The following is a 6,575-nucleotide window of genomic DNA, read 5'->3' on the forward strand; positions in this document are numbered from 1 at the left end:
CTGCTCCTTCGAGCCCCTCGCACCGGAATCCAACATCATATACACAGAGTTAAACCCTTGCTGATCCTCACGGATACGTTTCATGGCCAATTCGGTCAGCATGGCGTTGGTGGACGTCCAAACATCGATGACCTGGTTATACCGTTCGTTGTTGGTAATTAGGCCCATGTTATAGTTGGCCATAATACCGTCTACCTGTCCATTGGCATCGGCGATCATTTCGTGTTTTTCCTGTGGAATGATAATATCCCCCAAGCTGAACGATAAGCCGCCTTTAAAGGCAAAATCGTAACCCATGGTCTTGATCTTATCCAAGAAATCGGCCGTGGTCGGTACGTCGGTCACACTCAAAATCCTGCCAATAATATCACGTAAGGATTTTTTGTTCAAAACATCATTGATGTAACCGGCCTGTTCGGGCACTTCCATATTAAAGAGTACACGCCCAACGGTAGTAGGAATGATCTGGTTGACCAGTTTGCCCTCCTCATTAAAATCCGGGGCCCGCACCTTGATACCGGCGTTCAGGTTGACCATTCCTTCATTAAAGGCAATTTCTACCTCCTCATAGGAATAGAAAGTACTTCCTTCACCTTTGACAGGCACTTCGGGAGTCGATTTACGTTCTTTGGTCATATAATATAGACCCAAGACCATATCCTGCGAGGGTACCGTAATCGGGGAACCGTTCGCGGGGTTCAATATGTTATGTGAGGCAAGCATCAAAAGTTGCGCCTCTAAAATTGCTTCTGGACCCAAAGGCAAATGCACCGCCATCTGATCCCCATCGAAATCCGCATTAAAGGCGGTACATACCAAGGGATGCAAGCGAATCGCCTTACCTTCGATCAGTTTCGGCTGAAAGGCCTGAATTCCCAATCGGTGAAGGGTCGGGGCGCGGTTCAATAGTACCGGGTGCCCTTTCAATACGTTTTCAAGGATGTCCCAGACTACGGGCTCCTTTTTATCTATAATTTTTTTGGCGGATTTTACCGTCTTCACGATGCCGCGCTCAATCAGTTTACGGATGACGAAAGGCTTGTACAGCTCGGCCGCCATATCCTTGGGAAGTCCACATTCGAACAATCTCATTTCAGGACCTACGACGATTACCGAACGTGCGGAATAATCGACCCGTTTACCCAAAAGGTTCTGACGGAAACGCCCTTGCTTACCTTTTAAGGAATCGGAAAGGGATTTTAAGGGTCGGTTGGATTCCGTTTTTACTGCGGATGCCTTCCTCGTATTGTCGAAAAGGGAATCAACGGATTCCTGAAGCATCCTTTTCTCGTTTCTTAGGATGACCTCGGGCGCCTTGATCTCTACCAATCTTTTCAAACGGTTGTTTCGGATGATAACCCGACGGTATAGATCGTTGAGGTCGGAAGTCGCAAAACGGCCGCCATCCAAGGGTACCAAAGGACGCAATTCGGGTGGAATGACCGGAATCACTTTCATGATCATCCACTCGGGATTGTTCTCACGGTTGTCTTGAGATTCCCGCAATGCTTCAACCACCTGAAGTCTTTTTAAGGCTTCGGTCTTACGTTGCTTTGAAGTTTCTGTATTGGCCTTATGCCGTAATTCATAGGATAGTTCCTTCAAATCGATACGTCCTAACAAATCGATAAGGCATTCCGCACCCATCTTAGCGATAAACTTATTGGGATCGGATTCCTCCAAATATTGGTTTTCGGGCGGAATGGATTCCATAATGGTCAAGTACTCCTCTTCCGTCAAGAAATCCAATTTATTGAGCTCTTCACCTTCGGGGCCTTTGGCGATACCGGGCTGAATCACTACGTAACGTTCGTAGTAGATAATCATGTCCAATTTCTTGGAAGGCAACCCTAAAAGGTATCCGATTTTGTTCGGTAAGGAACGGAAATACCAGATATGGGCCACGGGCACCACCAAATTGATGTGCCCTACCCTATCACGACGTACCTTTTTCTCCGTAACTTCAACCCCGCAACGATCGCATACGATACCACGGTAACGGATACGCTTGTATTTACCACAGGCGCATTCGTAATCCTTTACGGGACCGAAGATACGCTCGCAGAACAGGCCGTCACGCTCCGGTTTGTGCGTACGGTAGTTTATGGTTTCAGGCTTTAGGACTTCCCCCCGTGACTCCGCCAAAATCGATTCCGGCGATGCCAATCCAATGGAAATCTTGTCAAACCTTTTTACTGGATTATGATCTTTCATTCTAGCCATAGTTGTAATGTGCTACTAATTAATGTTGTGTACTTAACCTACTCCTCCAAACGGATATCCAGACCCAAACCTTTCAGTTCGTGCATCAAAACGTTGAACGATTCCGGCAGACCGGGTTCCGGCATGGTCTCGCCTTTTACGATGGACTCATAGGTCTTCGCCCTTCCGATGACATCATCCGATTTTACGGTCAATATCTCGCGCAGGGTTGCCGATGCACCGTAGGCTTCCAAGGCCCAAACTTCCATTTCCCCGAAACGCTGTCCACCAAACTGGGCTTTACCGCCCAGAGGTTGCTGCGTGATCAGCGAGTAGGGTCCGATAGATCGCGCGTGCATCTTGTCGTCGACCATGTGGCCCAGTTTCAACATATAGATTACACCTACTGTTGCAGGTTGATCAAAACGTTGCCCTGTACCGCCGTCATATAGATAGGTATGCCCGAATCTTGGGATGCCCGCTTCGTCGGTGTATTCGTTAATCTGATCTAGACTAGCCCCGTCAAAAATTGGGGTCGCAAATTTCTTGCCCAATTTAAGACCTGCCCATCCAAGAACGGTTTCGTAAATCTGCCCAATGTTCATACGTGAGGGTACGCCCAATGGGTTCAATACGATATCAACAGGGGTACCATCCTCTAAGAACGGCATATCTTCTTGACGTACGATACGGGAAACGATGCCCTTGTTACCGTGACGGCCCGCCATTTTATCACCGACTTTTAGCTTTCGCTTTTTGGCGATGTAGACTTTGGCCAACTTCATGATACCGGCGGGCAGTTCATCACCTACCGAAATCGTAAACTTATCCCGTCTCAGATTCCCTTGAAGGTCGTTTAACTTGATTTTATAATTGTGCAACAAATCGGTTACCGAAGCATTGGTGTCTTTGTCCGTCGTCCAACTTCCCCCTATCAAGTGGGCGAAATCATCGACGGAGTTCAGCATCTTCTGGGTGTATTTCTTACCTTTTGGCAGAACTTCCTCGCCCAAATCGTTCAAAACGCCTTGTGAGGTTTTCCCATTTACGAGCGTGAACAGCTTCTCTATCAGGATATCCTTCAACTCTTGGAACTTCACTTCATATTCCAGTTCCAATTTGTTGAGATCCTCTTTATCTTCTGAACGCTTGCGCTTGTCCTTCACCGACCGGGAGAACAGTTTCTTTTCGATAACGACACCACGCAACGATGGGGAAGCTTTCAAAGAGGCATCTTTCACATCACCTGCTTTGTCACCGAAGATGGCCCGAAGTAATTTTTCTTCCGGTGTCGGGTCGGATTCCCCTTTTGGAGTAATCTTACCTATCAAAATATCGCCTGGCTCTACTTCTGCACCGATACGGATCATTCCGTTTTCGTCGAGATCTTTGGTGGCTTCTTCGGATACGTTCGGAATGTCATGTGTCAATTCCTCCGCACCCAATTTGGTATCGCGTACCTCTAACGAATATTCATCAACGTGGATGGAGGTAAAAATATCCTCCCGTACCACTTTTTCAGATATTACGATAGCATCCTCAAAGTTGTATCCTTTCCATGGCATGAACGCCACGGTAAGGTTTCGGCCTAAGGCCAATTCGCCTTTTTCGGTGGCGTAGCCTTCACAAAGTACCTGCCCTTTTTTCACCTTGTCGCCTTTTCTGACAATAGGCTTCAGGTTAATGCTGGTACCTTGGTTGGTCTTTCTGAACTTCACCAAATTATAGGACTTGGAATCCTCTTCAAAACTGACCAGTTTTTCGGCTTCGCTACGCTTGTATTTCACAATGATTTTCTCGGCATCGACGTAATCAATAACTCCATCGCCCTCTGCATTTATCAATACCCGGGAATCGGTAGCCACCTGACGTTCAAGTCCCGTGCCTACAATCGGGGATTGTGGTTTCAGTAAGGGAACGGCCTGACGCATCATGTTCGAGCCCATCAAGGCACGGTTCGCATCATCATGTTCCAAAAACGGAATCAAGGATGCGGAAATCGATGCGATCTGGTTCGGTGCCACATCGGTAAAGTTCACCTCGCCCGGATCCACCACCGGGAAATCGCCTTCTTCACGGGCAATTACCTTATCGGTATCGATCGTACCGTCATCCTTTAAAGGGATGTTCGCCTGTGCGATTTTCATGCCCTCTTCTTCCTCGGCGCTCAAATAGGCATATTCCTTGGTATTCACTTTGGCATCGGTAACCTTGCGATATGGAGTTTCTAAAAAGCCCATAGGATTTACCTTGGCAAAAACGGCCAAGGATGAAATCAGACCGATATTCGGCCCTTCCGGGGTTTCAATTGGGCACAATCTACCATAGTGGGTGTAATGCACATCACGAACCTCGAAACCGGCCCGCTCACGTGAGAGTCCTCCTGGCCCTAGTGCCGATAATCTTCGCTTGTGCGTAATCTCTGCCAGCGGATTCGTCTGGTCCATGAATTGGGACAACTGGTTCGTTCCAAAAAACGAGTTGATTACGGAGGACAAAGTCTTCGCATTGATCAAGTCAATGGGCGTAAACACCTCGTTGTCACGAACGTTCATCCGCTCTCGGATGGTTCGGGCCATACGGGCCAAACCGACGCCGAACTGCGATGACAATTGCTCACCAACGGTACGTACGCGTCGGTTCGACAAGTGATCGATATCATCGATTTCGGCCTTGGAGTTGATCAGTTCGATCAAATATTTGATGATGGTAATGATATCTTCCTTGGTCAAGACCTGCTTGTCCATTCCAATATCGAGACCCAATTTTTTGTTCATTCTATACCGACCGACTTCACCCAAATTGTAGCGTTGATCGGAAAAGAACAACTTGTCGATAATACCCCTTGCCGTTTCCTCATCGGGCGGCTCGGCGTTTCTCAGCTGTCGGTAGATATGCTCCACGGCTTCCTTTTCGGAGTTCGTAGGGTCTTTTTGCAGGGTATTATGGATGATCGCATAATCGCTCTGCGCATTGTTTTCTTTATGTAATAGGATGGTCTTGGCGTCGGTATCGAGAATTTCGTCGATATGCTCCTTTTCCAAAACGGTATCGCGGTCCAAGATAATCTCGTTACGTTCGATGGAAACTACCTCGCCAGTATCCTCATCCACGAAATCTTCATGCCATGTGTTCAAGACCCTTGCGGCCAATTTGCGGCCTAATACCTTTTTCAATCCTGCCTTCGAAACTTTGACTTCCTCGGAAAGATCGAAGATTTCTAGGATATCCTTATCCCTCTCAAAACCTATTGCCCTGAATAAAGTAGTCACCGGCAATTTCTTTTTTCGATCGATATAGGCATACATAACGCCGTTAATATCGGTGGCGAATTCAATCCAGGATCCCTTGAATGGGATTACCCTTGCGGAATACAATTTAGTGCCGTTGGCATGGAAAGACTGTCCGAAGAACACCCCTGGAGAACGGTGCAATTGCGATACGACCACCCTTTCGGCTCCGTTGATAACAAAAGTACCACTAGGGGTCATATAGGGAATAGTACCCAAATACACATCTTGCACGATAGTTTCAAAATCTTCGTGCTCGGGATCGGTACAGTACAATTTAAGGCGCGCCTTTAAAGGAACGCTATAGGTGAGGCCACGCTCGATACATTCCTGAATGGAATATCTCGGGGGATCTATAAAGTAATCCAGAAATTCAAGTACGAACTGGTTTCGGGTATCCGTAATCGGGAAGTTCTCTTGGAAGGTATTGTACAAACCTTCTGCACCCCTTTCGTCGGATTTGGTCTCCAATTGAAAAAAATCTTGAAACGATTTGATCTGGATGTCCAAGAAATCCGGATAATCCGGCGTGTTCTTAGCGGATGCAAAATTGATTCTTTCAGTCTGTTGTGTGAACATCTATGGACAGTGTTTTGAACGTGAATACTAATTCGGGTATAAAAAGGCTTAGGTCTAACCGCAAAAGCGGAAAGACCTAAACCAAAAGTGCTATAGTTGCGGCTATTATTTAAGCTCAACTTCCGCTCCTGCTTCTTCCAATTGTTTTTTAACGGATTCGGCCTCATCTTTCGGCACACCTTCCTTAACGGCTTTTGGTGCGCTATCGACGATGTCCTTAGCGTCTTTTAATCCAAGACCGGTCAATTCCTTGACCAATTTAACGACGGCCAACTTGGAACCACCGGCTGCCTTGAGGATTACATCGAATTCCGTTTTTTCCTCTGCGGCCTCAGCGGCATCGCCCCCACCTCCACCGGTGGCAACGGCTACAGCTGCTGCTGCAGGCTCGATACCATATTCATCTTTTAATATACCGGCCAACTCGTTTACCTCTTTTACGGTCAAGTTTACCAATTGTTCTGCGAAATCTTTCAAATCTGCCATTTTTCTATCGTTTAATCT

General features: G+C 47.1%; 3 protein-coding genes. All 3 read right to left on the reverse strand.

Annotated features, from left to right (window positions below):
• Positions 1 to 2,223 (reverse strand): DNA-directed RNA polymerase subunit beta' (gene rpoC / locus ACEW8S_RS13660; protein WP_373518699.1); only part of this gene is annotated, 2,223 nt, incomplete at its 3' end.
• A gap of 38 nt (positions 2,224 to 2,261) precedes the next feature.
• Entirely contained in the window at positions 2,262 to 6,071 is a 3,810-nt protein-coding gene (gene rpoB, locus ACEW8S_RS13665; RefSeq protein WP_373518700.1) for a DNA-directed RNA polymerase subunit beta, read from the reverse strand.
• 105 nt (positions 6,072 to 6,176) lie between these two features.
• A complete protein-coding gene (gene rplL / locus ACEW8S_RS13670) occupies positions 6,177 to 6,557 on the reverse strand; it encodes a 50S ribosomal protein L7/L12 (RefSeq protein WP_373518701.1) in 381 nt (126 codons plus the stop codon).
• Between the last annotated feature and the right edge of the window lie 18 nt (positions 6,558 to 6,575).

This window comes from Pricia sp. (assembly GCF_041745955.1).
GTDB lineage: Bacteria > Bacteroidota > Bacteroidia > Flavobacteriales > Flavobacteriaceae > Pricia.

Coding starts and splice junctions, on each gene's coding strand:
- rpoB (WP_373518700.1), bottom strand. CDS start 6,071: ATGTTCACACAACAGACTGAAAGAATCAATTTTGCATCCGCTAAGAAC.
- rplL (WP_373518701.1), bottom strand. CDS start 6,557: ATGGCAGATTTGAAAGATTTCGCAGAACAATTGGTAAACTTGACCGTA.